The sequence below is a fragment of the Arcticibacter svalbardensis MN12-7 genome, from assembly GCF_000403135.1.
Lineage (GTDB): Bacteria > Bacteroidota > Bacteroidia > Sphingobacteriales > Sphingobacteriaceae > Arcticibacter > Arcticibacter svalbardensis.
The window spans coordinates 46,772-72,524 of sequence record NZ_AQPN01000110.1 but is presented as its reverse complement, the minus strand read 5'-3'; the positions used below and the strand labels follow the sequence as shown (position 1 = coordinate 72,524).

Genomic DNA, 25,753 nt, shown 5'->3' with positions numbered 1-25,753 from the left:
ACTATTACCGCCTCTTTCTATTACTTATAATATAGTCTGCAATTTTAGCGATGTCAGGCTTACTAATTGCCCCGTTCCATGCTGGCATTCCCTTAAGCATATCCCCATTCGTAATGGTATGAACAGAGCTGGCTTAGTTGAGCCGTACAGCAGTTTAGCTGCCAATAAGCCTTTAGCACGGTCCGTTCTCCGCAATCATTACCATGACAACTTCCACACATCTGCTGATATAAAATCACTGTTTTAGATGCTGTAACAGGCCTTTTAACTGGAGTAATGACTACAGTTTCTGAGTAGATAACTTCGTATTAGCATAGACGGTAGGCCGCATGCGTAAGATCATGTCATATTCAGGACGAGCAACACCTGCTGGTGGATCTTGTAGATCTGTTGTATTTCGCTTAGCAAGTATAATAACGGAATTGACACTTCCCTCCTGGACCGATGGTGTGATACACAAATCAGTCCCTTTCATTTTTATCAAAAAAAGACTGGCCGAACTTGAATCTCAGCTATAAATTTATCGCTTATTATAAAATCGCTTTTGCAATCTGAATGGTCTTTTCCAAAACGCGTACCAATGTATCTTTATATAAGACAAAGTTACTTTGACGAATTTCATCCGAATTTGCTTCTTTAACAGCCTTTTTAGCTTGATTAATCTCCTGCAATTCATTTTTGTATAAATCGCCAAAACTATCCGGTTGCTTATTCTTTAAGATTCTGATGGTGTGGGAGTAATTCTCATGAATATCAATAAGAACAGCCATACTTTTCTCATCATAAGCAGCTATACCTGCAATCTTTATAACCAGCTTTTCAAGCTTTCCTCTTTCTTTTGCGTAACCCATAATTTTTGGCGAATATACCTGTTCTTCCGAATAGTTGTACTATCATCTACTTAATAAAGCTTAAATCCAAATAAGTAGGACATATCTATTCATAATTTCAGTTAGAACATTTTAAACTGTTGTCTATTTAGATCAACCTGATCTTATAAAACAATTCTTTTACCACTTGCCGCTGATCTCTTTGCAGCATCAAGAATTTCCATTACGATCATATTATATTTTAATGAAGAAAGGTCGTCAGTACCCGAAACTTGATTACGGAGCACTGCAGATAAATAAGTGATGGGATCCTTTATCTGTGTAGGCAGATCTTTAGCTTTTTGATTACTAGAGATCTTTTCACGGTTCAGACTGTTGATATTCACATCGTCCAACGCATGCAGATAACCACTTACTCCAAAAACTTCCATATCCTTAATAGAAAAGGGCCAGTTCCATGATGCTTCAATAAGACCAGTTGCTCCTGGATACTCCAAAATCACAGTAGCATCGTCCTCCACTTTAGGATAAACTTCAGGTTTGTAATGTCTCGTAACGGCTGTTACCGCAATTGGTCTCTGCCCTTTCATCATCCATGTGTTGTAGCTACTACATACTTTTGGATCCGGTTAAATGTTTCGGCTATTGGGTCATTATTCTGATAAGGCCAGTGTGCTGCAAATATTTCATATATGCGCCTCCCCAGTAACAGGTGCCTGAAGCACACCATCCATGGTTTAAATATGTAGTAACAATAATTTTTCTCATGACTTATTTGCTTCGTTATCCTACAAAATTAATTATCTTAAACTAACCACAAATGGTTGATTAAGACAATTACAGGCACTTTTGCGACAAAAAGCTATATGACTATTCACGATTTCTTAAGGAACAAATTTATATTCAATTAATAAAACCCAATGTATTCTTGTGCGCTATTACATTGAACAGATAGTTTTTTCTACAACACATTATTTCAAACAGATAAGGGCACATTAGCTATTCTAAGATTAACTAGATTGCCAAACCTTATATTTATTTTACCTCAAAACTGTAAGTCGCCCCTCTCCATGTAGCATTAAAGTCTTTGCCATGATGCTTACCAGCAGTTTTATCCATATCACTAATCTCAATAACATACCTACCTGCCCAAAGAGGTTCAAATTCCACTACTCCATAATCATTAGTTTTTAGTTCTTTAGACCAGCCACTGGGAGTAAATACAGCCACTGTTTTACCTTTCGCCACCTGATCATTAAGGAATGACTTTACCTGAACCATTTTATTGACTTTTGCTGTTAAAACAGCATCAACATGAAGTTTAAGTACGTTCGTGTTTTGAGTCGCTGTAGGCAGCACTTTTCCTACCACAATATTTGCGCTGGAAAGAAAATGATATTTAGTTAAACCTCCCAACTCCTTCGCTTCATGACTTACCATAACAGTGTAAGCACCACTTTGCACCGGAGTAAATGCACCCTCAAAAAAGTTAACACCGGGAACTACAGCAATCTGTGTTTTCTTCTGATCAGGACCAACAAGCCATAAACTGAATTCATTTACATCTGAATACCACTTATCCACACTATCTCTCTCATTACTTACAAACTCCCCATAAAATACCTTTACAACCTGTTTTTGACCAACATTACCTGTTGATTTAGTTTCTATCCATAACGCATGTGCAAAGATGCTATTGGAAACAAAGCTGAGTAGAAATATCAGCATCATTATTTTTATATTTTTCATTATTATGATTTTTTAGTATTCAAAAGATTATTGCTTGTTGAAGCCAAAACGGGCTCCGATTCATTCTTTACTATATTAATTCGTCTTTTCAAAGGAAGCCTATCAGTAGCGTTAACCGATACCACTTTTTTATTACCTTTCTTCTTGAAATTTCGACCATACCAGATCAGGAAACCCGTTACAGGTAAGCTGGCACCAATAAGAGAAGCTAGAAAAGCGATTACTTTACCAGGAAAACCAAGAATACTGCCCACATGGATATCATAGTTCATTTTCCTTAATTTACCCCCGAATCCGGCATCTGCATAAGCCGTTGAATAAATATCTTCACGCTTAAGCTCTTGCACGGTATGCTGGTCGAATGTATAACCCTGACTATTGTAAAACTGACCAGTGTTGGGATAAACAGTAATTCCTATAGTAGATTTTGAATGAGCTGTGTCCGGGAAATTATAATAAAAACCAGCTGATTTCGGATGCCTGGTGATTACAGTTAGCCATGCTTTATCCATAGCCTGCTGCGGAGTGTAGTGTTTCTTTGCCTGAAGCGAATCAGATTCTAATCGCTTATATTCGGCCAATGTTTCTCCTCCAGTACTGACCCAATAGAGCCCCTCTCTATACCACTTGATGCCATATACCATTCCAGAAAGCGCAATAGCAAGCAAAAATAGCAGCGAGTAAAAGCCAACTACATTATGCAGATCCAGGTTTACTCGTTTAAACGAAGCGCCCCATTTAATTTTAAAGCTTTTATCACGCGTAGAGTTATTCCGTTTTTTGGGATACCACCAGATCAATCCGGTAATAAGTAACACCACAAATATAAGGGTGCCATAATTCACAATAGGTCGTCCAATAGTATAAGGTAACCAAAGGGCGCGATGGCCGTTTAGTATAAACCTGAAAAAATCAGTATCGCCTTTTTTACGGACATCGGTTTTAACTACCTTTCCTGTATAAGGGTCGATATGAATACTGATGCCACCACCTCTACGACCTTGTTCTTTTGGATCTTTAAGTGTCAAATTAATTGCGCGCCCTTGCTGATAGAAAGCATAAGCTGGCACCTTATCAGGATAAAGATGAGCGGCTATAGCACCTATTTGCGAGGGTTGCAAAACAGGCTTATTCTGCTTTTCTACTTTAGTTTCCGGTTCAAGCAAACCGGTAATCTCATCATTAAAAACCCAGATACAGCCTGTTAAACATACTATTAAAACAATGATGCCCGATACAAGTCCCAACCAAAGATGGAGCCACTTGTTGATCTTAATAAAAAGAGAATCCGCGCTTTTCTTTTTTGAGGTTGTGTTCATGTTGACAGGCTTCATTGTTTTTTTAGTATGTAGTGAGATAAAGTTTTTTAATTATTGTAAATGTTGAATGGCAGTAATTAATCCACCCTCAACTTTTAACCCTTGAGTGGCCGTGTGATTGGTAGCATCTATTTTATATACATAGCCCAATCCACTCTTCAAATTCACACCAATGTAGGCGTACCTTCCATCTTTAGGGGTGTAATTATTATTTGTGATACCTTGAATATCGTTAACATCAGGCATTCCTGTTACCTGAGTAAAGGTTTTGTTCAGTACGTTTACAATACCAATAGTAGTTCCAACAGTGTAAGCACCTTTTTCTGCTTTAAGAGAGGCATTCACTACAAAATTATTATCGCCAATGTAAATCCAGTTGGTTATGACATACCCGTTGGAAATCGACTCAAAATCGCAGAAGTAACTCTGATCAAATTCAGTTGTTCCAGATTTAATACGTGTTATAGCGGATGGTTTTGTGGAACTTAATACCTTATTAGTTACTGCAACGGACGATGAAAAGGCATACGTATCTCCATTTTCAACTACTGCTAATCCGTCCGTGAAATATCGACCGATAAAGCTGGTCCGGTTGTCTTTAATTACCTTCTCCAATTTCATTTCCGGATAACTGTATACCGCAATCCATGCACTGTCAGGGTAATTTGTTTCAAATGCAGCCCCAGGGAGTCCCTTAATAGAGAAATAAGGAGCAAACACTTTATTTCCTACCTGTTTGATCCAGCTAAAATGAGCAGTTTCTCCATTATGAGATGGTTCTTGCGTATTGATGGTTCCCTCAGCGGTTATCAACAACGTGTTTGTATTTACCTGATACCAGCTAGACAAAGGGTTTGTTATGTTTCTGGATATTTTAATCAATAACAAATCGTCATTTACAGGGGCAAATGCCTGAACTGTTTCAGTCTGAAAATTTGAAAGCTTGTTTAACTGACCGTTAAGAATACTATAGGTTGTTACAGCTCCCGGATTCCCTTGTCCATAAAGCATACTGAAAAATTTATTGTTATGTGTTACATAATACCGGTATGTTCCATCCTGCTCTACTCCGCTTCCAACAGTGGTTATCTTACCGGTGTCCAGGCTACTCGTAGTTAGTAAATAATCGGCAACACCAGTAGAGGCAACCGGAGTAACTGCTACAATAAAATTACCAGGATTCGAAGGTCCATTATCTGACTTAGAACAAGAAGTTATCGCGACTGCAATTGCCAGTGCTGCACATGTTTTTAGAATGTTTGTTTTCATATTAATTGTTGTTGTTTTTATTAAAGAAATAGCGAAGATTTAAATAGAAACCGCGACCCGGTTTTTGTAAACTGAAATTATCGTAAAGGGAAGCGTTGGTAAGATTTTTACCCTCTAATGCGATATTATACCGGCCTTTTGCCAGACTGTAGACCAGGTTAAGGTCATGACAAAGCTGCTCAGGAATAACCTTTTTATCGTCATTTACTCCCTTACCTCCCTGACTGGGCCAGTAGAGCCAGAAGGCATGTACATATAATAAATTGTACCCTATATTTAAATTATTACCCTTTTTGCCAAAGTTTTTAAGTGATACAGAAACGTCACTGTTACCGAACAGATAGGGAATATTGGGCATCTGATCTTTGTAAACAATACTTACTCCGGTATATCCGGGTTCAAACATTTGAAGGTTTTGCAAGTACTGATAGGTGAAGGTCGTACCTGCTGTAAGCCAGTCCTTGTAAGAATACCTGACTTCAGCATCACCTCCCCAAGTGCGGACACCCTCTCTGTTATCAGCTACTAATTTTGATTGATTATTATTTAATTTGTTATAGATAAAGTCAGTTGCATTTCTATAAATAGCGTTTGCAGCAAAAAACAAATAGCTGTTTTCATTTAAAGAAAAGCTATAGTTCATCCCCAGATTGATGTTGGCGCTTTTCTCTGGTTTCAGGCCAGGGTTCCCTTCCTGATTTTCCACATCACCAAATATTTCATATGCCTCAGGCATACGGTTAGTTAACTCATACGACGCCTTTAATTGTAAGTTTGGCTTAATAAAATAGGTTGTAGCTCCACCATAACCAAATTTGCTTACGTTATCATTTCCTGCCGCGGCGCCACCCCCATTTATGCTATTCTGATTAATAAATTTGCCAAACACGGTAGCACTCCATTTACTTTTTACATCAAAGCTATAGCCTAACCCTAAAACATTTTTATTCGTTTTCTTAGTTAGTTCATACTGAGCATTGCCTGGATTAAGAGGGTCACTTCCCTTTCTGTTAAATGTGCTGAATACATTACTTAATGAAAGGGATTGATTGTCATTGATCTGGTAATTTAACATCGTTGTTGCCAAACCATTATTATTCTTGTATTCATATAAACTTCTTGAGCTCTCGCCATTTGAACCATTCGGTTTAGTAGTGCCATACCAGTCATATCTGACATTCATCGTGTCGATGTTCTGTTCCTTTCCCAAATTGTAATTGGCATTAATCGTGACATCCAGTCCTTTTATCAGATCTTCTTTCTTATATTTCAAAGTAGGCATAATGGTATTCCCTCTTCTATGCCATCCGCCGAACACCGTAACCATTCGGGCACCTGTTTGTATTTCTTTGTAATTCTGACCCAGGGTAATACCGAACAAAAGCTTGTCCGCATAACTTTTATCCACTACCCCCACATTTGCAATAAACGTTTCATTATGATACGTATCATGAAATCGCCTTAATGAGGCTTCAGCAGCATAAGCCCCGGTATAAATATCTGATGCCTCGACATCTACTTTATAATCATTGTCTGAGTAATTCTGAAATGCATTCAATTGTACAGTAAAACCCTTTTGGGAAGTCATAGCGGCATTAACTACACTTCTATGCGTGTTAAAGGATCCGAATGAATAAGAAGCATCTACATAATTACGATAACGATCAGCCGTGATAATATTAATCGCTCCTCCAAGCGCATCAGAACCCAACCACATCGGAACAACTCCTTTATAAACCTCTATCCGATCTGCAATATTGATCGGAATATTATTAATCTGGAAAGAAGTCCCAAAATTGTCCATCGGTATGCCATCAATAAAATACTTGACATGATTTCCCGAAAAGCCATTTAAAGAAAGATTGAAGTTTGACCCCACTCCTCCCGATTCTCTTACTCGGATCCCAGCAACCCGATCCAGGGCCCCAGAAATATCGAGTGTTGTATTATATAGTTTTTTAGCGTCGACAGCAGTTACATTAAAAGCCTGCCTGTTGGTTTCCTGAACCACGGTACGTCCTGTAACTACAACTTCCGACAGGTCGTTCTCCTCTTCCTGCAGCGTAAAGAAAATAGACTGATTGTCTTTAAGCGGCAGTGTTAATTCCTCTTTTAATTCCTTATAACCAATATAACTGATCTTGAATTTATAATGCCCAGATGGGAGACTTTGAATAAAAAATTTACCGTCGGCATTAGTTACTGCCGAATTACCACCCGTTGTTATTTTGATACTAGCCCCTGTAAGAGGAACTCCTGATTTAGTTATTACACGACCAGAAAAGGCATATTTTTGTTGAGCACTTGCATTGCAGATACCGATGAAGAGGAAAAGGTAAAGGAAGATTGAATATACCTGCTTGTGTAAAATATGCATAAAATTTGTTTGTTCTTATTTAGACTAATTCTTAACTTGGCCAAAAATAGAATATTATTTATACGAATTTTGCAGGAATGCATACAGATTTAGCAGGAATATGTTTAAGGTAGAAATTAAAGATTCAAAAGAGAAGATACTGCCTTTCGGCTTTCAACAACCTGATTACCCGTTGGTTAATCTTTATTTTACAAGTGAAAGCATTAAAATAACAGACTTTTTGTGGACTGAAATACCAGCTAAAAACGATAATTTGATAACTAATACATGTTTGATGGAAATTACTTTGTCTAAAGAGGAATTTCTAAAAATAACCGATCATCAGCTAACAGGTACTAAAAAAACATCTCTTCCTATCCTAAATATAATCACTGACATTCTTCATTGTTCCTGTCATCCGAAATTCAAAAAGGTATATCTGCAAACTAAAGTATGTGAGTTAGTCATTCAAGTTTTATCTACTGCCTCAATAGCAACTTCTGAATTCCAATGGACCGAAAAGGAAAAAATGTTATTTCATCAGCTGAAAGAACTTATTGAAAAAAATCTGAGTAAAAATTATTCCATTGGAGATTTAGCCATGGTGGCCGGCATGAACAGGACAAAAATGCAAACTGGATTTAAGGATCTTTTCGGTAAAACTATTTATACGTATACCATAGATTTAAAAATGATGGAAGCCAAAGCATTATTAAGTAAGGAACATGCTGTTAGCTTAAAGGAAATTGCATCCAAACTTGGATATAAACACACCAACCATTTCTCTGCTGCATTTAAGAAAAAATTTACCTTTTCACCTTCTTCTTTCAAAAAAGGAATAAATCTACTAGGAGCTTTATTTGCTGCATTAATTAGCAGTTACTGAACTTATCGATAGCAGATTCAAACTAGTAAGTTTCCGGTAAAAGTCCGACTTAAACTAGCTATAGTCGGACTTATATCGGAATCTTACTGCAGTCTTACTGGAATCTTTTACTAAAAGGCAGGTATCAGGCTCTTTCAAAATACCTAACCAATAACGCTTGTTTCTATTTGAAGCTACAATTTAAAACCCCTTTATTAACTAAAATAATTAGTTTTATTAATTTTTTATCACTAATAATTTTAGTTATGATTTAATTTTCGATATTTGCTCTTGTCTGGTTAATTACCTGACATGAAAAATAAAAAAACTTAAATTATGTACAGAAATATTTACGATTTTTTAACAGACTGGAAAAATGAGAGTGAAAGTACTATTAAAGTATTTTACGTAATTACAGAAGAAATACGTCAGGTAAAAATTAATGAAAATGTACGTTCATTAGAACGACTTGCATGGCATCTAACTCAAACCATTACCGAGATGGGACACAAAGCTGGATTATTCCCTGTTGATCATTTAGAAAATAGTCCTATTCCTGAATCAATTGTTGAACTTGTCAATACCTATCAGGATTATTGTGAACAGCTTAGTAAGGCAGTAAATTCTAAATGGACTGATTCTTCTCTTGAGGATAAAGTAAATATGTACGGCGAGGAATGGGAAAAGGGAAAGATTTTGCAGGTACTGATTATACATCAAACACATCACCGTGCACAAATGACTGTGATAATGAGGATGCTTGGACTTCCTGTTCCTGGAATTTATGGACCATCAAAAGAAGAGTGGGCCAATATGGGTATGCAAGCTATGGAATAGTTATTTGCTCCAATTAACTGGTTATTGTAAAAGATTTGACTGGTTATTTTCAAAGAGTATTAACAAAAACTGATGTCATCAGCTATTATTGACATCAGCTTCTGTTAATACTCTTTATATAGAATCTTTTAAGATTTAATAAAAGTTAAAAGGTCTGCATTTATTGTCGCAGCTTCTGTAGTTGGCATTCCATGAGGAAAACCTGGATAAGAAATAAGTTTTCCATTTTTTAATAAATTCACAGACTTTGGTGCCGTAATTGGAAATGGAACGATCTGATCGTCTTCACCATGCATAACCAGTACAGGAACATCCACACTTTTAAGATCCTCGGTGAAGTCTGTTTCCGAAAAAGCTTTGATACCGTCGTAATGTGCTTTTATTGCACCCATCATTCCCTGCCGCCACCAGTTATCCCTAATACCTTGCAATTCTTTTGCACCGTCGCGGTTATATCCATAAAATGGAATGGTAAATTCATAAAAATACTGTGGTCGCTGAGTTGCTGTTCCATTTCGTATTTCATCAAATACAGAAATGGGAATGCCTTCCGGATTTTTTTCTGTCTGTACCATTAACGGGGTAACGGCACTGATAAGTACTGCTTTGACAACACGTCCTTTTCCATGTTTGGCCACATAGTGGATTACTTCACCACCACCAGTTGAATGGCCGATGTGTATTGCATCTTTTAGATCAAGTGCCTGTGATAATTCAGCCACATCCGCTGCGTAGGTATCCATATCATGCCCTTCGGAAGTTTGACTGGATCTACCATGTCCTCTGCGGTCATGAGCAATAACCCGATATCCATGCTGTAAAAAGAACGTCATCTGTGCGTCCCAATCATCACTGGATAGCGGCCAACCGTGATGAAAAAAAAGGGGCTGTCCTGTTCCCCAATCCTTATAATAAATTTCTGTACCGTCTTTTACTTTGATTGTAGCCATTTGTTTTGATTTGATTATTTTGATTAATAAAACAATTTCAATTTCACAATACACGCTGCATTACGCCACAGTAACTCTATTAGCCACTACCGGACGTTTCAAATCCCAGTTATCATTCTTGATTTGTTCCTTCAAACATTCCGTACGATAAACCGTATTTTGAAGGATGACTTTTTTATTCGTTCTCAACCATTCATCGCGAACATCTACATATTGAGAAGTCCATTTCTTCTCGTCACCTCCTTTTACCGGAACCATTTCTGGGAAGCGTTGACGCAGAAAATTTAGTATTCCACCGGAATGGATAAAACTATCATAAATGACAAGGAGGCTCAGTGGAAGCTTAAATCCCATTTGGTTAAACCAGGCATAAGCAGGCAAGTAATAATAGGAATCAAAAAAATCATCCTGCGAAGCCTGCATAGCAGGATCAGTCTTACCTGCTTTTTTTAGCAAATTGCAAAAAGTTAGGTCAGAAGCCAGGGATGGCTTCTGACCTATTCTGTTTATATAAGGCAACAACTCCTTCTTAAAGATGCCATTATGCTGCATATAGACATTAATCAGCGATTTGAGGTTCCCAAATTCAGTAGTTTGCGAACGGCCATAGGTAATCTGAACGATATTACTTTTGGTCTTAGCATCCGTATAGTCCTTCAATTTAACCAACGAATCATATTTACCTTGTGTAGAACCTGTTTCAAAAACATTAACAATTCTTTCTGTTTTATCTTTGGTGGTAGCGGTAATCATAATACAATTATTTCAGGCAAATTCATGAAAATTCCGCAATCCTGAAATAGCTATTAGTAGTCATAAAATGACTGGAATAAATTTTAAAAATACATTAAAGTTCTTTATAGTGACGATCTTTCAATTAATTTACATGAATTGCGAACCTGCTTAAACTCTTTATCCAGAATTAAGTTAGCGGCAGTATTACTCATTTCTTCAAAGTTGGTGGTTATAACGGTTAGGTCTAACAATTCCTTTAATACCGTTTCATTGAAGGAGATAATTCCAATATCAATTCCTAGTTTTAATCCTTTAGACCTAACCATCTTGATTAGATCAGCCAAAGCTGACTCAGTAAGGGTAAGGAATACCTGACCCTTTTTTAATTGTATTTGGTCGACATCAGGAACAATAGCAAATTTCTTTTTATAATCCTTACAAAACTGCTTGATTCCTTCCAGCGTTTCAGTAGGATGATTGTTTAATTCTAGAAATACATTTGTAATGCTTTTATATGTTTGAAGCGATTTTTCGGCTGATAACAACGCTTCATAAACGATCTGTTTAACCTTAGGTAATTTATCATTGGGGGCAATCAACAATTTATGCATTAGGTTTAATTCTATCAAATAGCTATTTCATGAGAACTAAAACCTTTAATTAAGCAATACTATTTCTCTCAACTTTTAATTCGCAAATTTCTTTGCTAATAAATAGCACAGATAAGTAAATGCTGGGGCAAAGATTACATCAATACTATAGTGGGCATGTTGCAACAGTACCAGCACCCCCATTAAAGTAGTGGTGATCAGGGCGAGTCGTTTATCACTTTTCTTTTGGAGTATCAGAAAAAACAGGAATTGGGTTGCTGTGTGTCCTGAATAAAACAAATCTTTAGTGACATAGGTAGCTCCGTAAAACAGGTCTGTAATTGGGTCCCATATATCAATTAACCCTTGAGGTGGATTAAGAGGTACCAAAGAAATTGTAATAAACCTGGAGATATTCAATACAATAATTCCATACATTAAGTTTAGAAGCAATGAAGGACTTTGCACCACTCTTATGATCGAAAAGATTGCCATGCCCCAGGTAATGGTGAAAATGGGTATGGAGACATCAGTTGCAGGGATAATATTTAGTAACCAGTCATTGTACACATAACCCTGTCGAGCTTCTATGTACTGATAAAAAACAGGAAAAACCGGGGTAAGGCATAACATCATAGCTATGGCTAATAGCAGCTTTTGCTTAAAAAGAGATTCGGACCAGGCGAGGGCCCATCTTCCAGACAGGGAAGCATTAAGGATATTAACTTTCTTATCGTTCATTAATTTCACATAAATGTGAGGTGAATTTCATGTTAAGGAGGTGCCAAATATAGAAGTAATAGGGATCAATACTGATTTTAATATTGACTAGTTTCTTAACGAAAGTTGTAAGCTATTGAAAAGGCAAATCGAAAGATTTGAGTAAATTTGTTATTGATCTGCAAATCACATTATTAGAAATAAAGCGTTACAACTCCTTTTTTAGCGATAATAATACAAGAAGAGTGATCATTCTTCATTATTTTGGCCAATTCAACCTCAAAAACTCCCTTTAAATGCTATTTACTGTATTATCAGGATTAATAACATCAGGTCTTTTCATTCCATTTGGAAAATATTTCCGTACTAAATGGGGTGCTGTTATTGCCATACTGCCTATCTTATTATTTTGTTATTTACTGCAGTTTATTCCTGTTATAAGTACCGGTATTACGCTGTACGAAAGTTACGAATGGGTCCCTTCTTTACATATTAATTTTGACCTTAGATTAGATGGGTTATCGCTATTATTTAGCCTGTTAATCACAGGAATTGGTTCATTAATTTTCATATATGCCAGCTCTTACCTAAAGGGGCATTCCTACTTAGATCGTTTTTATGGTTATCTATGTCTGTTTATGGCTTCCATGTTGGGCATAGTCCTGTCTGACAATATTATACTTCTTTTCGTTTTTTGGGAATTAACCAGTATTAGCTCCTTTTTTTTAATCGGCTTTAATAATGACCATGCGGATTCAAGAAAAAGTGCGATTACGGCATTAAGCGTTACAGGACTAGGTGGTTTCTTTCTTTTAGCGGGCTTAATCCTGATGGGTAGTATTGCAGGAACCTATTCAATTGGGCAGTTAATAGAATCCGCCAGTATTATTAAAAATCACGAATTGTATCCAATAGTATTGGGATTGGTATTTATCGGAGCATTTACTAAATCGGCTCAATTCCCCTTCCATTTCTGGTTACCTGATGCAATGAAGGCCCCAACACCTGTATCGGCTTATCTTCATTCGGCCACTATGGTTAAAGCTGGGATATTTCTCCTAGCGCGCTTTACTCCTATTTTAGGGGGTACATCTGCATGGTCCTATACGTTAATGATAGTGGGTGGCTTTACCATGATATATGCTGCACTGCACTCCTTATTCCGGACAGATTTAAAAGCCGTACTCGCCTATTCCACTATATCCGCTTTAGGGATTTTAACATTTTTAATAGGCATCGGCACACAGGAAGCATTAATTGCGGCAATTACATTTACAGTTGTACATGCGTTATACAAAGCCACATTATTTTTAACAACCGGAATAATTGATCATGAAACAGAAACAAGGGATCTTAGTAAGCTTTCGGGCCTAAGAAAGGTTTTGTTCCCGGTTTTTATTGCAGGGACGTTAGCTGCATTATCCAGTGCAGGCATGCCCCTGTTATTTGGCTTTATTTCAAAGGACCTGATCTATGAAGCGACCTTACATTCCGAGCAACATCTAGCATTGTATTTAACGATCGCTGCCGTACTTACCAATGTTTGTTTAGTAGCAGCAGGGTTTATGGCTGGTATCAAACCGTTCCTTGGAAATTTGCCCCAGCAATACGAAAAGGTTCATTTACCTGATCAATCGATGTGGATCCCCCCTTTGATTTTAGCTTTACTTGGATTGGCTTTTGGCCTTTTTCCTGCAGTTGCAGGCTACTTTATTGTCTCCCCTGCGGTAACTAGCATGTCTGCAGAAACGGTAAATGCTCATCTCCAAGTATGGCATGGTTTCAATACAGTGCTCCTGCTGAGCCTTGTTACACTTGCATTAGGATCGATCTTGTTCCTTTATAATAAACCTGACAGCCGAAAGCTGACTTTATTAGTGCCCTTAAATAAGGTCTCCCCTCAAAATATCACTAAAAAGCTATTCAAAAAGTTTGTTAATTTTTCAGCGTGGTATACCAATATCATGCACAATGGCTTTTTAAGATCCTATTTACTCAAAATTATCATTTTTGCTGAAGCACTGCTGGCTTATGAATTGTTTATCGGCGGATCCATATATATTGATTACACTCAATTATCTCCCATTAGTATTTATGAAGCCGTTAATGTACTGATATTGATTGCGGCGGTAGGACTTACAGTAACCACATCGTCGAGGTTGACAGCTGTAGTTGGAACAAGCGCAATAGGATATGCAATTTGTTTGATGTTCGTTTATTACAGTGCACCCGATCTTGCCATGACCCAATTTACGATAGACACTTTAACGGTCGTTTTATTTGTGTTCGTACTATTTAATCTCCCGTCATTTATCAATCAGGCTAATAATAAAATAATTATCAGAGATTCAATTGTGGCAATAACATTTGGTACTTTATTATCAATAATAGCTATTAAAGTATTGCAAGTACCTACCGATATTACAATCAGTGAGTTTTACGGTCAGTTTGCCTATACCCTTGCTAAGGGCAAAAATGTAGTCAATGTAATTCTGGTTGATTTTAGAGGTTTGGATACGATGTTTGAAATCGTTGTATTGAGCATTGCCGCGCTTGGTGTATATAGTTTGATTAGGTTAAAATTAAAATCATCAGAAAAAGATTAATATGAGAAGTGCCATACTACAAACTGCATCCAGGTACCTGCTACCTATTCTTTTGTTATTTTCAGTCTTCCTATTACTCCGCGGACACTATTATCCTGGTGGAGGCTTTGTGGGAGGTTTAGTCGCATCTATCGCATTTGTGCTACATAGTTTTGCTCATGGCACTGTGAATACGATGAAAGTTCTTCGCTATAAACCATTAACGCTGATCCCTATAGGACTAGGGATTGCGTCTTTAGCCATGTTCATGCCGGTTTTCTTTGGCTTACCCGTGATGACCGGATTATGGCTCGATGAACCCATCCCTGTAATAGGAATGCTCGGCTCTGCACTTCTATTCGATATAGGTGTTTATCTGGTTGTCATCGGTGTTGTATTAACCATTTTGTTTACCATCTCTTTACATACTCATTAATTATGGAACTACTGTTGGTCTTCTTAATTGGCGTTCTGTATGCAGCGGGAGTATATTTAATCCTAAGAAGAAGTATGGTTCGTCTTCTTTTAGGAATCATACTTTTAGGGAACGGCACTAATATTTTAATTTTTCTATTGGGGAACATCGTTAAGGGCAAACCTCCTATTATAGGGGCCAACCTAAAGGTATTTCAGGATATCTATGCAGACCCTGTTCCCCAAGCGTTAATCCTGACCGCTATTGTAATCAGTTTTGGTTTAACATCTTTTGCTATCGTTTTATTAAAGCGGGTATATGCCTTAATCAATACTGATGATTTAGATGATTTAAATACCCCTGAAGAAGAAGAAGATTTATGATTGATAATCAAATTATAGCTACCGTAGTAGTACATTTATTCACGGCAATAATACAACTGGCCTTTTGGTCAAAAACTATTACCCAACGCATATTAAGTATCGCAGGTTGTATCATTGGCTTTATATTTTCAATTATCCTGTTCACTAATGTATTCAATGGTAGCATCCTAACCATGAATGCAGCGAATTGGGAAGCTCCATTTGGCATTGTATTCGTAGCTGATCTCCTGAGTTCCACTTTCGTATTGCTTACCTCTATAGCCGCATTGGCAGTATCTATTTTCTCTGCCGTTGGTATTGGTAAAGCTAGAATGCACTATGGCTATTTCCCTATGTTCCATTTTTTGATTATGGGACTGAATGGTGCATTTTTAACAGGCGATATTTTCAATCTTTATGTATGGTTTGAAGTCATTATAATAGCATCTTTTGTACTGTTAACTTTAGGTGGGCGCAAAGCACAACTAGAGGGTGCGGTAAAGTATATGGCCTTAAACATTCTGGCTTCAACCTTTTTCCTCACCGGTATTGGCATCATTTATGGAATTACAGGAACGCTAAACATGGCTGATCTTTCATTGAAAATCCCCTTAGTTCAGGATCAAAACATTGTGAACTTAACGGCTATATTTTTCATGATAGGCTTTGGAATAAAGTCCGCAGTATTTCCTTTATATTTTTGGCTTCCCTCCTCTTATCACACGCCCCCATCCGCTGTGGCCGCTATATTTGGAGGGTTACTCACCAAAGCAGGACTCTATGCGCTATTCAGGGTGTTTACCCTCATATTTATCCCCAATGAATTTATAAAAACTGTTCTAGTAGGACTTGCTATTATGACTATTTTAACAGGAGTTTTTGGGGCAATTATCAGAAACAATATGCGCCATTTATTTTCCTATTTAATTGTTTGTCATATCGGCTTTATTGTAGGGGGACTCGGCTTATACACTAAAGTGGCATTTATGGGTGCCATTTTTTATCTGATACACGACATTATGGTCAAAACTAATTTATTTTTAATATCGGGCTTGATCAGAAAGCTGCGAGGAACAATGAATATGTCCAAACTTGGTGGCTTATATGCAGAATACCCTAAAATATCTTTGCTGATAGCTGTGGTACTATTTTCTCTGGTAGGCATTCCTCCACTTTCCGGATTCTGGCCTAAAATTTATTTATTTGAAGCATCATTTGCAGGTAAAAGCTACCTATTTTTAGCAAGTCTGATCATTGCCAGTTTTATTACATTATATGTAATAGCTAAACTTTGGGCTGAAGTTTTCTGGAAAGAAGCATCTACAGATGAGATAGTTGCCGACAGTTTTCAACCTTTAAGTAGATTTAAAAAAACTTTGTTGATACTTCCAATTGGGATACTGGCATGTACTTCTCTCTTTATAGGACTCTATGCGGAATTTATTATTCAGGTAGCGAATAGAATTTCAAATGAAATGTTAGATCCATCTCCATATATTAAAGCAGTATTAGGTAAATAGACGATTATGATTAAACACTTTTTAATGAACCTTCTGCTTTCCTTTATATGGGTGGCACTTACTGGTTCGCTGTATTATTCTAATTTTCTCTTCGGCTTTTTAATCGGTTTTTTTATCCTGTGGTTAATGAACAGGCAGGAGACAGATCAACGCTATTTCAATCGCATACCGAAAACAATTGGATTTATATTGTACTTTTTGTATGATATTATTGTTGCAAATATTCAGGTAGCTTATGACGTGATTACGCCTAAATATTTCTTCACCCCGGGCATAATATGTTATCCGCTGGATGCCACTTCAGACATGGAAATAAATCTGTTATCAACCATCATTTCCCTGTCCCCAGGCACATTGGTCCTTGATATCAGCGAAGATAAAAAGTCGCTTTATATTCATGTCATGTATCTGAAAGATAAAGAAATATTTATAGCACAGATGAAAAATGGCTTTGAGAAAAAACTATTAGAAATATTAAGATGACTTTAAATCTCTACTTCGACTATGTCATTTTCCCAATATTAACAGTAACCGTAATTCTGGTATTTATACGCCTGTTTAAAGGTCCGGAATTAGTTGATCGTGTTGTTGCATTAGACTTGTTGATTACGATTGGTATTGCTTTGATAACGGTGTACAGCATCAGATCGGCTGAGGCCATCTTTTTAGATGTGGCTATGATTTTTGCTCTTATTGCATTTTTAGGAACTATTGCCTTTTCATTTTACCTGGATAAACAAGAAAAAAAATGACATCTATTTTAATTGCTATAGTGAGTACGATAGGTTCTCTGGCTATCCTTTTCGCATCCATAGGAATACTAAGAATGCCGGATTTTTATTTACGTCTATCGGTAACGGTCAAAGCTTCTACACTCGGTGTTGGCTTATTATTGGCTTGTGCAGCATATGTATTTCCGGATGCATCTGTGACGACAAAAGCTTTATCCATTGTCTTCTTTTTAATATTAACTACTCCTGTAGCCGCTCACATGATTGGCAGAACCGCTTATCATACGGGAGTTGCTAAATGGAAAGGTACTTTTATTGATGAACTTGATGACTTGTCTGACAAAAAAGAAGATGGTTCTCCTGATAATCAAGATCACGCTGCTCCTAACAGGGAAATTTAAAATATAAATTCCTTTTCATTTATAACCTGATAACTGTGAAAAATAGATTTATAAGGTAAATTATAAGATTAAATCCGTGATGTCGACGACAAGAAGTCAAAGTCTTGTTGAAATCAAGTGTATATGGCCATAGAGATTACCAAAAATCCAATTAAAAAATATAGGGGTTTACATAAATCAGGCTCCCATTGATTCACGTTGAAGGAGCCTTATTGTTTTATTTATAACGCTTATTTCAGAAAACTGATTTACTTTAGGAATAGCAGATGTTAATTTTTACATCTATTTCGATTTTATGAAAAAGCGTAGCTCTTCCATTGCCTGACGATGTAACGGAAGAGCCTACTGATCAATATAAATTATTCTTTTTACTTTAATTGAGATGATACCTCACCACCCTTCACTTTCTCATAGTTGTAAAACCATTTATTTCAAGGCTCCACCTATTCTTCTGCATGAATACGTATAAACCATTCCTTATATTTTGTCTCTGATTTCGATGCAACTTCAGAATATCGTGTAAGTAGATCGTGAAGTTCTGAACGGTCGTCTTCAAGATTGTACTGCTGTCATTTCTCAGATCTTTCTGCAACCAGTTTCCAGTTACCTTCACGAAGTGCTTTATTTTCCTCATGTTCTCAGCAAATCGGTTGTTTGCGATTAACGGACTTACCGGTAAATGCAGGTTTTAAACTCACTCCTTCATAACGTTGAATCTTGTTTCCACTATATTCCAGGGGGTATTTTACTCTGCCTAGATCAACCTAAGTTGGAAGAATATCGATCAAATGAGCAGGTTGTGCTTCAAACTTACCACTTCATCTGCACTTGCTTCCTCAATAGTGCCAACAAGGTAATATCCGGCATTGTTGAAAACAATATCAAGCCTTCCAAATTGAGCATGAGCTTTATTTACAGCAGACTTTACCTGCTCGGGCTTAGTCACCTCAGCTTCAGCGTCAGCACATTTTCACCATACTTTTCATTCAGGTAGGCAATAATTTCCAGTTTAAGTGCTTTAGCAGCAACCTTATCGCCACGCTTTAAAGCAGCTTCAACCCAAGCATGCCCAATCCTCCTTGATGTGCCTGCAATGAATCAAACTTTATAAGATCTATCAGGATTTGATTTTAAAACAGCACCAGAAGTTTCATTTTGATGTAACATAATTTTATGTTTTTAATTAACAACGCAACAAAGATCAACTGCTGCCCATGGAGGCATGTAGCCTAAATGAGATTTTTTATAATCAAAATGAGAATAACATAAAATTTGACACAAATATTAGTAAGGTCTGGAAACAGATTAATAATACAAAAAGACCGTAAATTAAAAAAAAATCAATGGACGTAAAACATTTTACAGTATATTGATTATTAATACACTGTAAAAATATTTCTATCATTGAACATCAATTTTTAATCGTATAACATCATTAAATATGAAAAATGTAACAGGCCTTGGTGGCGTATTTTTAAATGCGATAATCCGCAAGAGATGAACGAATGGTATGCCAAAAACCTTGGATTGACTACCAGCCCCATCCAGCCCGTTTCCGACCAAAGCAAATTTCATTTTTACCTTGCCAAGTACCCCCTCAGAGGGCAATGGGGTATATTGCATTGCCAGTTGCCAAATTTGACTGGGTTACCAGCGATCAACTCGAACAGGGTTATATGATCATCAGCAAAGTTGAGCACCCAATTGCACGAATGGCTTTTCCGACAACTACAAAACGCTGGTCGTTGCCAACGAAATTGTTGGTATCACTCCAGGAGGATAGGTTGCTATCAAAAGATGCATAAGGGTATCCCCTATTGTTAAACCTTATCTCTGGCTAATGATGAATTCCTTATCATAAGAGTACTTTTTAACACGATATTCCGCACTTCTTTTGAATCATAGCTATCATCAAGCATGCTTAACATTAAATGAATTACATTCTCAGCAATCTCTTTAACTGGCTGAGATATAGCAGTAATAGGGGGAGTAAATAATCTATAAAGATTATGATCGTCGAAAACAATCACGCCAATATCCTGTGGAATATGCAAATTTAAGTTCCTTATCGATTCCAATCCATTATCTGCAATGTAATTAGTTGCAAAAAAAACAGCGTCTATTTTATCCCTATTTTCACTAAGAAACTCCTGAATTTCCTTAATACTATTCTCTTTATTATCATGGTAAAGAATATTTTTGATTATCGGCTTTCCCTTTATTCTTTTCAAAGCGTCGATATATCCTTCCTGACGTTCAAGCATTTGCACCTGATCAGAATCGAGATTAACCATTGCTATATTTTTGTATCCATTCTGTATAAAATGATGAATAGCATCGTATGCCGCTTCATAATTATTGACAACAACATTATTTGTATCAACTTCAGGTACTGTTCTATCAAATAAAACTACAGGCAGATTATCATCGATCAGATCATTCAGTTCTTTTTCTATACCCGGAGGGGGAGCTATTATATAACCATCAACCTGTCTTGTCCGATAAATTTGAATGAGATCCTTTGTCTTTTGAGTATCGTTTTCTGTACTGCAGTAAATTATTTTATAGCCCTTTTTATAAGCACTTTCTTCAATTAACCGGGCTACAGTAGAAAAAAAAGGGTCTGAAATATCTTCTACCATCATTCCGATAATCTTGGTCTTCCCACTTCTTAATCCCTGAGCAAACTGATTTGGTCTATAGCCAACTTTTTCAATATGTTCTAGTATCTTCTTTTCAAGACCCTCACTAATATGTTTTTCACGTGCCTTTCCATTTAATACAAAAGATACTGTTGTTTTAGATATATTTAGTTGTTGAGCTATATCTCCTATTGTTAGTTTTTTCTTCATCGTTTAAAATGGAATGCTTATTCCGTCTTTTAGGGCAAGGGTAACAATAATATTTTAAAGATAAGTAAAAGTAAATTAAAGCTAATCCTGGGGTGTATAGGTTAAGCTTTAATTTACCGATTTAGTTTCCTATTAAAAAACAACGGAGAAATGAAAGACACAAAAATTCTCTTCACAGAATTAGACTTTATGAGATATGCATCTACATCCCATCTATTTATAAAGCCGCATTTTATATATTTTATAAGAGATCTACATTCTATTTTTTACTAGTAAACTTTGGAATTAACTAAAATATCAAAACTTGCTGCTGCTCCAATCAAAGCTGCATCTTCACTTAACTCTGCCAATTTGATATCAACCAACAAATTATTGTCTTTTATATATCTTTTAAGATTTGCTAAAAACAAATGATGTGCTTTTGAAATATTACCACCTAAAACTATATCAAAAACTTGTTTTTCACTGAGATAAGGCGTCAGAAAAGATGCAAGATTAGTTGAAAACTCATTAAATATAATGGAACAGGTTTTGGTTTCTTCAATACATCCTGATATTTCTTTAACACCACAAACATCCCGACCAGTAAGTTCTTTGAACCTTTTAATAAACCATCGGGTCGTAAAATACTCATCTGCTATACTTTTCAGAAAAGGTTCACTTCCAAGATTTAAATCAGTAGTTATCCCGTTCTGACTTATCGCCGAACCAAATCCAGTTCCTAGTGTTAGTCCTATTACTTTATCGAGATTTCGTGCAGCTCCGCAAAACACTTCTCCATGAAGAAAAGCTTCAGCATCATTTCTGAATAGTATATTTTCAGGCTTCATGTCCAAAACATCCGCAAAGTACTGTTTGATATTACAGCCATAAATGGATTCAAACTTATCAAGACCTTTTATCAAAGAAATTCCCCTTTTATAATCAAAGGGACCTGGCATAGCAAAACTAAGTTTATTCACTCGTCCATCATGCCATGCAATAGCTTCTTTTACAGCAGACAACCATCCATCCAGAATTTGAGATTCAGAACCTTTACTGTTTATGTCTTTTCTTATTGTGCTTTCTTTTACTAAAAATTTATCCTTTAAGTTTACTAATGCAACAGTAATATGAGATCCCCCAATATCCGCACCAGCAACAATATTTTCTTCTTGACAATTCATGTTATATCCAATATGTTAATCTATTATACTGCTGAGTTTCATCCTAATTCAAGCTTTACAATTCGCTTGTCCTTGTATATTTTTTATGCAAACAGGATTTATAATCCCTTTTTAAATACTTAATGGCATAATTAACTATAGGTTAATAATTAATTAAATCACAATTTAGATCTGAAAAAATTCACTCATTTATAATGAGAAAAAGTAAAGCTAAATTAATTTAAGTAGAATCAAACTAAACCAATTTAATAAATTAAAGATAAATCATTAAGGGATAACTAAACTTGATGTATTTGAAGATTCACTGGCAGTAGAATGGCCTTGAAAAACAATATGAAGCTGGAATAGTAGAGGCCAAAGCATCACAAAATTATAAGTTAACTTTTACCTGCGTCTTTATCTCTAATTTAAACTTGGTACGTTTAAAAGCCAGCCATTTAAACATTTTTTTAAGCTGCTCCTCATCTGGTGTTGCCCCAAGTGTTACAATATGATCTTCATAAACCAGCACAGCTCCACTAGCATCAATAATACTCAACAAATTTCTCTTCTGGTGAGTAAGCGCCTGTTCAACAGCTTCATACTTAATTAAAAAGCTGACTTGCACAGCCCATCTTTGTATCACCAAAAAGAAAAACAATCATGCGTGTATTTGTAACAGGAGCCACAGGCTTCATCGGAACTGCCATTGTGCAGGAATTAATAAGTGCCGGTCACCAGGTATTGGGACTTGCCCGTTCGGAAGCATCAGCCCAAAAACTAATCTATGCAGGTGCAGAAGTTCACCGGGGTGACCTTGAAGACCTCGACAGCCTGCGCAGCGGTGCGGCCTCTGCAGACGGCGTGATCCATGCCGGCTTTATCCATGACTTTACCCGGTTTCAGGAAGTTTGCCTGGTAGATAAAATTGCCATTGAAACCATCGGCGATGTACTTGCCGGATCTAACCGCCCGTTTATTGTTACCTCCGGCTCGGCACTGGTAAGCCCAGGAAAGCTGGCTACCGAAGATCTCATCACGCCGTTCAACCCAGCCTGGCCAAGGGCTTCTGAACAATCAGCAGATGCTGTATCAGCTCTGGGTGTGCGTGCGGCAGTTATTCGCTTATCACCATCGGTACATGGCGAAGAGGATTAACACGGATTTATCCCCATACTGATTAGTATCGCCCGCGAAAAAGGAGTCTCCGCCTATGTTGGTGAAGGACTCAACCGATGGAATGCCGTACACCGTCTGGATGCAGCCCATTTGTTCAGATTGGCCTTAGAAAACGCTACTCCAGCAGCCCGTTTTCATGGTTCTGCCGAAGAAGCCATCACGGTTAAATTCGATTGCCGAAGCTATTGGCAAACAACTAAATGTCCCGGTAGTATCAATCGCGCCTGAGAAAGCTGCTGAACATTTTGGCTGGTTCGCACAGATGGCCGCAATCGACTGCCCGACATCAAGCAAGTGGACACAGGAACATTTAAACTGGCACCCAACCCTCCCCACCTTGCTTGTTGATATTGAAAACGGCGTTTATACCAAATAACAAGCGATAAGAATTAACTGTAACGAGTTACTAGCGTAGACTTTAGTAAAAAGGCGGGCAGCCAGGTACATGAAGATCTAAAACGCGTAATATACGTGAATCCTAAAGAGATTTCATCTAATAATAAAGATGATGATAAAAATAGCTTTTCAGACGACGTACATGGATAACCGCAAGACTCTGGAGTACTTTCACCACAGCCAGCCAAAAATGAGTAAGGTCAAACTCAAGATTTCGATAAAGGCTATGCCGCAGATTATCATAAAAAATAACGAACTTTATTATAGCTATGAACAGTAACCCGCTTTTTCATTTTCATACGATCACAGAATATCACCGGACAGCGGGGTTGCCTAATCCGGCACACCCGCTGATCAGTTTAGTGCACATGGACGACCTTAAGAAGCCCCTGGCAGAAGGCCCATTTAGTGTGATCTATGATTTTTATTCCATCGCGATAAAAAGGGTAAAAGAACGCCAAATTTAAATACGGTCAGCAGGCAAGCGATTTCGATGAAGGTGTACTGTTCTTTATGTCACCCGGCCAGGTCTTTGGTGTGGAAATTGAAAAGGGCAGCAAGATGTACCATCCAGAAGGCTGGCTGATCCTTATCCACCCTGATTTTTTATGGAACACCCCCCTGGCCAAAAATATCAAACAATACGAATTCTTCAATTACTCGGTTAACGAGGCGCTTTATTTATCGGACAGGGAGGAATCCATGCTCACAACCATCGCCCACAATATCGAGCAAGAGTACCATGCCAATATTGACCGATTCAGCCAAAGCGTAATCATTGCTCAACTAGAACTATTGCTAACCTATTCGGAAAGGTTCTACCAGCGCCAGTTTATTACCCGCAAAATGACCAGTCATGGAATCCTGACCAAACTGGAAGATTTACTCAGCAGCTACTTTAACAGTGGTGCACTTGCCCAAAAAGGACTGCCTAGCGTTACTTACATTGCCGAAAACTTAAATATCTCACCGGGTTACCTGAGTGGCCTGCTCAAATCCCTTACCGGCCAAAACACCCAGCAACATCTTCACAACAAGCTGATCGGACTGGCAAAGGAAAAGCTTTCAACCACCAACTTGTCGGTCAGCGAAATCGCCTACGAGTTGGGTTTCGAACATCTGCAGTCCTTTAGTAAACTATTCAAGACCAAAACCAGCCTCTCGCCAATGGGATTCCGTCAATCATTTAATTGAAAAGTTTACATAATTGAGCATTAATGGCCCTATAATTCCTTTTCTTTGAATTACTAAACCATTTGATCCTGAAATTTTATTTGTCGGCAGGCTTCGATTTTGACGTTAGTCAATGTTTATTAAATGTTTTTGGTGCAACTTTGAGCTTCAGTTAGGCAATAAAGATAATGACAGCGGTGCTTGCAGATTTAATACGAAGAATAACGGCCCTCGATGAGGAGCAGTTAGCAGCTGTTATTTCCTCTTTTAAACCATTAACGGTAAAAAAGCATGCTATTTTATTAGAATCTGGCGCAATAGCCGACAGGCTGTTCTTTATCAATAAAGGATGCCTCAGGTTGTACTATGACACGGAAGAGCATAGTATAGCTACCCGTTTCATGGCATTTGAACATACATTCTTAACCTCAATAGTCAGTTTCATTTCCAGAGAGCCTTCAAAAGAATACATTCAAGCGGTCGAAAAATCAGAATTATTAGTAATTTCTCATCACGACTTCTTTAATCTACGGGCTACAATACCTTCATGGGATAAAATGTATATCTACATTCTGGAATATGGATTAACAGTGATCACTTCCAGACTTAGTAGCCTACTCACACAAAACGCCACTGAACGCTATCGCGACTTACTCAAAAACAACCCCGAACTCATTCAAAGATTATCCAATGCTAATTTAGCAGCCTACCTGAATATATCGCCAGAAACACTGAGCAGGTTAAAGTCGCAGATATAATGATTCAAAAAACAAA

General features: G+C 37.3%; 29 protein-coding genes. 14 read left to right on the top strand and 15 right to left on the bottom strand.

The annotated features are described in order from the left end of the window. Positions 1–280: 280 nt before the first annotated feature. The 7 genes from ADIARSV_RS15380 to ADIARSV_RS15350 all read right to left on the bottom strand — a co-directional run bounded on the left by ADIARSV_RS15380 (position 281) and on the right by ADIARSV_RS15350 (position 7,544). Positions 281–475, bottom strand: coding sequence for a hypothetical protein (locus ADIARSV_RS15380; RefSeq protein ID WP_040300298.1), 195 nt, complete (start codon positions 473–475; stop codon positions 281–283). A gap of 55 nt (positions 476–530) precedes the next feature. Further along, positions 531–851, bottom strand: coding sequence for a hypothetical protein (locus tag ADIARSV_RS15375; RefSeq protein WP_016196527.1), 321 nt, complete (start codon positions 849–851; stop codon positions 531–533). A 143-nt stretch (positions 852–994) separates the two neighbouring features. Further along, entirely contained in the window at positions 995–1,423 is a 429-nt protein-coding gene (locus ADIARSV_RS15370) for a Gfo/Idh/MocA family protein (protein WP_016196526.1), read from the bottom strand. A 442-nt stretch (positions 1,424–1,865) separates the two neighbouring features. Then, positions 1,866–2,579, bottom strand: coding sequence for a hypothetical protein (locus ADIARSV_RS15365; RefSeq protein WP_016196524.1), 714 nt, complete (start codon positions 2,577–2,579; stop codon positions 1,866–1,868). 2 nt (positions 2,580–2,581) lie between these two features. Further along, entirely contained in the window at positions 2,582–3,898 is a 1,317-nt protein-coding gene (locus tag ADIARSV_RS15360) for a PepSY-associated TM helix domain-containing protein (protein WP_152439916.1), read from the bottom strand. Between the two features lie 51 nt (positions 3,899–3,949). Beyond that, the gene (locus ADIARSV_RS15355) at positions 3,950–5,167 is read right to left on the bottom strand and encodes a DUF4374 domain-containing protein (RefSeq protein ID WP_016196522.1); all 1,218 of its coding nucleotides are present in this window, start codon (positions 5,165–5,167) and stop codon (positions 3,950–3,952) included. Between the two features lies 1 nt (position 5,168). Further along, entirely contained in the window at positions 5,169–7,544 is a 2,376-nt protein-coding gene (locus ADIARSV_RS15350) for a TonB-dependent receptor (RefSeq protein ID WP_016196521.1), read from the bottom strand. A 100-nt stretch (positions 7,545–7,644) separates the two neighbouring features. On the opposite strand from ADIARSV_RS15350, the gene ADIARSV_RS20760 reads away from it, so the two are divergent. Both ADIARSV_RS20760 and ADIARSV_RS15340 read left to right on the top strand, forming a co-directional pair. After that, on the top strand, positions 7,645–8,409 hold the full coding sequence (locus ADIARSV_RS20760) for a helix-turn-helix domain-containing protein (protein ID WP_016196520.1): 765 nt from the start codon (positions 7,645–7,647) through the stop codon (positions 8,407–8,409). Positions 8,410–8,724: 315 nt separating this feature from the next. Next, positions 8,725–9,225, top strand: a complete 501-nt coding sequence (locus tag ADIARSV_RS15340; protein WP_016196519.1) for a DinB family protein — start codon at positions 8,725–8,727, stop codon at positions 9,223–9,225. 128 nt (positions 9,226–9,353) lie between these two features. Here the strand turns inward: ADIARSV_RS15340 and ADIARSV_RS15335 are convergent, their stop codons facing one another. The 4 genes from ADIARSV_RS15335 to ADIARSV_RS15320 form a co-directional block, all read right to left on the bottom strand. Further along, complete coding sequence (locus tag ADIARSV_RS15335) at positions 9,354–10,175, bottom strand: alpha/beta fold hydrolase (protein ID WP_016196518.1); 822 nt, start codon at positions 10,173–10,175, stop codon at positions 9,354–9,356. 60 nt (positions 10,176–10,235) lie between these two features. Then, a complete protein-coding gene (locus ADIARSV_RS15330; protein ID WP_016196517.1) occupies positions 10,236–10,928 on the bottom strand; it encodes a chitosanase in 693 nt (230 codons plus the stop codon). A 104-nt stretch (positions 10,929–11,032) separates the two neighbouring features. After that, positions 11,033–11,521: a type 1 periplasmic-binding domain-containing protein gene (locus ADIARSV_RS15325; protein WP_016196516.1), complete on the bottom strand. Its 489-nt coding sequence runs from the start codon at positions 11,519–11,521 to the stop codon at positions 11,033–11,035. A 75-nt stretch (positions 11,522–11,596) separates the two neighbouring features. Next, the gene (locus ADIARSV_RS15320; protein WP_016196515.1) at positions 11,597–12,241 is read right to left on the bottom strand and encodes a phosphatase PAP2-related protein; all 645 of its coding nucleotides are present in this window, start codon (positions 12,239–12,241) and stop codon (positions 11,597–11,599) included. 275 nt (positions 12,242–12,516) lie between these two features. On the opposite strand from ADIARSV_RS15320, the gene ADIARSV_RS15315 reads away from it, so the two are divergent. From ADIARSV_RS15315 to mnhG, 7 genes are read left to right on the top strand one after another with little or no spacing between them, the layout of a single operon-like run. Beyond that, the gene (locus ADIARSV_RS15315) at positions 12,517–14,826 is read left to right on the top strand and encodes a putative monovalent cation/H+ antiporter subunit A (RefSeq protein WP_016196514.1); all 2,310 of its coding nucleotides are present in this window, start codon (positions 12,517–12,519) and stop codon (positions 14,824–14,826) included. Position 14,827: 1 nt separating this feature from the next. After that, positions 14,828–15,241: a Na+/H+ antiporter subunit B gene (locus tag ADIARSV_RS15310; protein ID WP_016196513.1), complete on the top strand. Its 414-nt coding sequence runs from the start codon at positions 14,828–14,830 to the stop codon at positions 15,239–15,241. A gap of 2 nt (positions 15,242–15,243) precedes the next feature. Continuing rightward, positions 15,244–15,603, top strand: coding sequence for a Na+/H+ antiporter subunit C (locus ADIARSV_RS15305; RefSeq protein WP_016196512.1), 360 nt, complete (start codon positions 15,244–15,246; stop codon positions 15,601–15,603). Continuing rightward, complete coding sequence (locus ADIARSV_RS15300) at positions 15,600–17,102, top strand: proton-conducting transporter transmembrane domain-containing protein (protein ID WP_016196511.1); 1,503 nt, start codon at positions 15,600–15,602, stop codon at positions 17,100–17,102. Before ADIARSV_RS15305 ends, ADIARSV_RS15300 begins: the two co-directional genes overlap by 4 nt. Before the next feature lie 24 nt (positions 17,103–17,126). Next, complete coding sequence (locus ADIARSV_RS15295; protein ID WP_016196510.1) at positions 17,127–17,585, top strand: Na+/H+ antiporter subunit E; 459 nt, start codon at positions 17,127–17,129, stop codon at positions 17,583–17,585. Then, on the top strand, positions 17,582–17,854 hold the full coding sequence (locus ADIARSV_RS15290; protein WP_016196509.1) for a monovalent cation/H+ antiporter complex subunit F: 273 nt from the start codon (positions 17,582–17,584) through the stop codon (positions 17,852–17,854). Before ADIARSV_RS15295 ends, ADIARSV_RS15290 begins: the two co-directional genes overlap by 4 nt. Continuing rightward, positions 17,851–18,234 (top strand): monovalent cation/H(+) antiporter subunit G, encoded by a 384-nt coding sequence (gene mnhG, locus ADIARSV_RS15285; protein ID WP_052017032.1) that lies wholly within the window; start codon positions 17,851–17,853, stop codon positions 18,232–18,234. The genes ADIARSV_RS15290 and mnhG overlap by 4 nt, the downstream gene beginning before the upstream one ends. Before the next feature lie 784 nt (positions 18,235–19,018). Here the strand turns inward: mnhG and ADIARSV_RS22670 are convergent. The 4 genes from ADIARSV_RS22670 to ADIARSV_RS15250 all read right to left on the bottom strand — a co-directional run bounded on the left by ADIARSV_RS22670 (position 19,019) and on the right by ADIARSV_RS15250 (position 22,877). Then, positions 19,019–19,180, bottom strand: a complete 162-nt coding sequence (locus tag ADIARSV_RS22670) for an SDR family NAD(P)-dependent oxidoreductase (protein WP_016196506.1) — start codon at positions 19,178–19,180, stop codon at positions 19,019–19,021. Between the two features lie 874 nt (positions 19,181–20,054). Next, entirely contained in the window at positions 20,055–21,086 is a 1,032-nt protein-coding gene (locus tag ADIARSV_RS15260) for a LacI family DNA-binding transcriptional regulator (RefSeq protein ID WP_016196504.1), read from the bottom strand. A 269-nt stretch (positions 21,087–21,355) separates the two neighbouring features. Then, on the bottom strand, positions 21,356–22,252 hold the full coding sequence (locus ADIARSV_RS15255) for an ROK family protein (protein WP_016196503.1): 897 nt from the start codon (positions 22,250–22,252) through the stop codon (positions 21,356–21,358). A 370-nt stretch (positions 22,253–22,622) separates the two neighbouring features. After that, positions 22,623–22,877 (bottom strand): GAF domain-containing protein, encoded by a 255-nt coding sequence (locus ADIARSV_RS15250; RefSeq protein WP_160166677.1) that lies wholly within the window; start codon positions 22,875–22,877, stop codon positions 22,623–22,625. A gap of 17 nt (positions 22,878–22,894) precedes the next feature. Here ADIARSV_RS15250 and ADIARSV_RS22665 point away from each other — a divergent pair, with 17 nt between their 5' ends. The 5 genes from ADIARSV_RS22665 to ADIARSV_RS15235 all read left to right on the top strand — a co-directional run bounded on the left by ADIARSV_RS22665 (position 22,895) and on the right by ADIARSV_RS15235 (position 25,737). Then, positions 22,895–23,389, top strand: coding sequence for an NAD-dependent epimerase/dehydratase family protein (locus ADIARSV_RS22665; RefSeq protein WP_016196501.1), 495 nt, complete (start codon positions 22,895–22,897; stop codon positions 23,387–23,389). Positions 23,390–23,546: 157 nt separating this feature from the next. Then, a complete protein-coding gene (locus tag ADIARSV_RS22660; RefSeq protein WP_235048430.1) occupies positions 23,547–23,786 on the top strand; it encodes a hypothetical protein in 240 nt (79 codons plus the stop codon). 289 nt (positions 23,787–24,075) lie between these two features. Next, complete coding sequence (locus ADIARSV_RS23085; RefSeq protein ID WP_016196498.1) at positions 24,076–24,273, top strand: hypothetical protein; 198 nt, start codon at positions 24,076–24,078, stop codon at positions 24,271–24,273. 46 nt (positions 24,274–24,319) lie between these two features. Then, a complete protein-coding gene (locus ADIARSV_RS15240) occupies positions 24,320–25,000 on the top strand; it encodes a helix-turn-helix domain-containing protein (RefSeq protein ID WP_016196497.1) in 681 nt (226 codons plus the stop codon). Between the two features lie 167 nt (positions 25,001–25,167). Then, complete coding sequence (locus ADIARSV_RS15235; RefSeq protein WP_016196496.1) at positions 25,168–25,737, top strand: Crp/Fnr family transcriptional regulator; 570 nt, start codon at positions 25,168–25,170, stop codon at positions 25,735–25,737. The last annotated feature ends 16 nt before the right edge of the window (positions 25,738–25,753 follow it).

What these genes read in the sequence shown, in the direction of transcription:
- ADIARSV_RS15380 (WP_040300298.1), bottom strand. Translation starts at nt 475, where the DNA reads ATGAAAGGGACTGATTTGTGTATCACACCATCGGTCCAGGAGGGAAGT.
- ADIARSV_RS15375 (WP_016196527.1), bottom strand. Translation starts at nt 851, where the DNA reads ATGGGTTACGCAAAAGAAAGAGGAAAGCTTGAAAAGCTGGTTATAAAG.
- ADIARSV_RS15370 (WP_016196526.1), bottom strand. Translation starts at nt 1,423, where the DNA reads ATGATGAAAGGGCAGAGACCAATTGCGGTAACAGCCGTTACGAGACAT.
- ADIARSV_RS15365 (WP_016196524.1), bottom strand. Translation starts at nt 2,579, where the DNA reads ATGAAAAATATAAAAATAATGATGCTGATATTTCTACTCAGCTTTGTT.
- ADIARSV_RS15360 (WP_152439916.1), bottom strand. Translation starts at nt 3,898, where the DNA reads ATGAACACAACCTCAAAAAAGAAAAGCGCGGATTCTCTTTTTATTAAG.
- ADIARSV_RS15355 (WP_016196522.1), bottom strand. Translation starts at nt 5,167, where the DNA reads ATGAAAACAAACATTCTAAAAACATGTGCAGCACTGGCAATTGCAGTC.
- ADIARSV_RS15350 (WP_016196521.1), bottom strand. Translation starts at nt 7,544, where the DNA reads ATGCATATTTTACACAAGCAGGTATATTCAATCTTCCTTTACCTTTTC.
- ADIARSV_RS20760 (WP_016196520.1), top strand. Translation starts at nt 7,645, where the DNA reads ATGTTTAAGGTAGAAATTAAAGATTCAAAAGAGAAGATACTGCCTTTC.
- ADIARSV_RS15340 (WP_016196519.1), top strand. Translation starts at nt 8,725, where the DNA reads ATGTACAGAAATATTTACGATTTTTTAACAGACTGGAAAAATGAGAGT.
- ADIARSV_RS15335 (WP_016196518.1), bottom strand. Translation starts at nt 10,175, where the DNA reads ATGGCTACAATCAAAGTAAAAGACGGTACAGAAATTTATTATAAGGAT.
- ADIARSV_RS15330 (WP_016196517.1), bottom strand. Translation starts at nt 10,928, where the DNA reads ATGATTACCGCTACCACCAAAGATAAAACAGAAAGAATTGTTAATGTT.
- ADIARSV_RS15325 (WP_016196516.1), bottom strand. Translation starts at nt 11,521, where the DNA reads ATGCATAAATTGTTGATTGCCCCCAATGATAAATTACCTAAGGTTAAA.
- ADIARSV_RS15320 (WP_016196515.1), bottom strand. Translation starts at nt 12,241, where the DNA reads ATGAACGATAAGAAAGTTAATATCCTTAATGCTTCCCTGTCTGGAAGA.
- ADIARSV_RS15315 (WP_016196514.1), top strand. Translation starts at nt 12,517, where the DNA reads ATGCTATTTACTGTATTATCAGGATTAATAACATCAGGTCTTTTCATT.
- ADIARSV_RS15310 (WP_016196513.1), top strand. Translation starts at nt 14,828, where the DNA reads ATGAGAAGTGCCATACTACAAACTGCATCCAGGTACCTGCTACCTATT.
- ADIARSV_RS15305 (WP_016196512.1), top strand. Translation starts at nt 15,244, where the DNA reads ATGGAACTACTGTTGGTCTTCTTAATTGGCGTTCTGTATGCAGCGGGA.
- ADIARSV_RS15300 (WP_016196511.1), top strand. Translation starts at nt 15,600, where the DNA reads ATGATTGATAATCAAATTATAGCTACCGTAGTAGTACATTTATTCACG.
- ADIARSV_RS15295 (WP_016196510.1), top strand. Translation starts at nt 17,127, where the DNA reads ATGAACCTTCTGCTTTCCTTTATATGGGTGGCACTTACTGGTTCGCTG.
- ADIARSV_RS15290 (WP_016196509.1), top strand. Translation starts at nt 17,582, where the DNA reads ATGACTTTAAATCTCTACTTCGACTATGTCATTTTCCCAATATTAACA.
- mnhG (WP_052017032.1), top strand. Translation starts at nt 17,851, where the DNA reads ATGACATCTATTTTAATTGCTATAGTGAGTACGATAGGTTCTCTGGCT.
- ADIARSV_RS15260 (WP_016196504.1), bottom strand. Translation starts at nt 21,086, where the DNA reads ATGAAGAAAAAACTAACAATAGGAGATATAGCTCAACAACTAAATATA.
- ADIARSV_RS15255 (WP_016196503.1), bottom strand. Translation starts at nt 22,252, where the DNA reads ATGAATTGTCAAGAAGAAAATATTGTTGCTGGTGCGGATATTGGGGGA.
- ADIARSV_RS22665 (WP_016196501.1), top strand. Translation starts at nt 22,895, where the DNA reads ATGCGTGTATTTGTAACAGGAGCCACAGGCTTCATCGGAACTGCCATT.
- ADIARSV_RS22660 (WP_235048430.1), top strand. Translation starts at nt 23,547, where the DNA reads ATGGTTCTGCCGAAGAAGCCATCACGGTTAAATTCGATTGCCGAAGCT.
- ADIARSV_RS23085 (WP_016196498.1), top strand. Translation starts at nt 24,076, where the DNA reads ATGAACAGTAACCCGCTTTTTCATTTTCATACGATCACAGAATATCAC.
- ADIARSV_RS15240 (WP_016196497.1), top strand. Translation starts at nt 24,320, where the DNA reads ATGTCACCCGGCCAGGTCTTTGGTGTGGAAATTGAAAAGGGCAGCAAG.
- ADIARSV_RS15235 (WP_016196496.1), top strand. Translation starts at nt 25,168, where the DNA reads ATGACAGCGGTGCTTGCAGATTTAATACGAAGAATAACGGCCCTCGAT.